The organism is Oceanobacillus luteolus (genome assembly GCF_023715655.1).
Lineage (GTDB): Bacteria > Bacillota > Bacilli > Bacillales > Amphibacillaceae > Oceanobacillus > Oceanobacillus luteolus.
The window spans coordinates 1-829 of sequence record NZ_JAMBON010000131.1; the positions used below are offsets into that span (position 1 = coordinate 1).

The 829-nt window shown below is 37.6% G+C and carries 1 protein-coding gene; it reads right to left on the minus strand.

Features of this window, described 5'->3' with window-relative positions; genetic code table 11:
* Positions 1-829 (minus strand): transposase (locus M3210_RS20030; protein ID WP_490722690.1); only part of this gene is annotated, 829 nt, incomplete at both ends.

Genomic DNA, 829 nt, shown 5'->3' on the forward strand with positions numbered 1-829 from the left:
TCGGTGGTTCTTCTGGTATACATACTTTGTTGTTCACTTGGCGCTGGCGTTTGAGGTATTGAACGATATCGCTAAATTCATTTGCACTATAAAGTGCTTTGGTTTCACAGATTGCTAATGCTTCATCGATAAATGCTTCCTCTGTTTGACACGCTTTCTCTATAAGTTGAAGCTGATCACGTATGTATCGTGGATATTTTTTGTGTATTTTCTCTAAATAATTACGAACTAAATCTGGATGTTTAAACTTTTCTGCTAAGCTGGAAATATACGCTGATATTCCTTTGGTACGATCTCGCGTATGTTGAGTATCTTGAATTAATTTGCCTCTCTCCGTGCTAATCAAATGCTCTGCGATTACGGGACCATCTTTTTCGCCGCGTATCAGTAAGTTACCATCATCTGTCACTTCAATATAGACATTTTTCTCTTTTGTGTATGTTCCGAGAGGAACCGAATAGCGATTCGAGAGATACAGGATGGTATTGTCCTTCCTCACCGTTCTTGTTATACTAGAATCAATAGGTGAAATATTTATTTTTTTGACGGCTGGTCGTAAGTGTTGCTTTTCCAGAGAAAACACTTCGACTGGTCTTTTTTTAGTTGTATTGTGAACTTTTTTATTCCCCGTCCTTGCTAACCATCTCAACATCGCATCATTCCATTGTTCAATGTTTTCGTACACTCTATTTTTTGCGAAATTTCCTTTGATAAAACCGACGACATTTTCAACTTTCCCTTTGCTTTCAGGGTCTTGTTTTCGACAAATCGCTATATTTAATTTTCTTTCTTCGCGGTAAGATTGAAACTCTGCGGTTAAGATAACGTC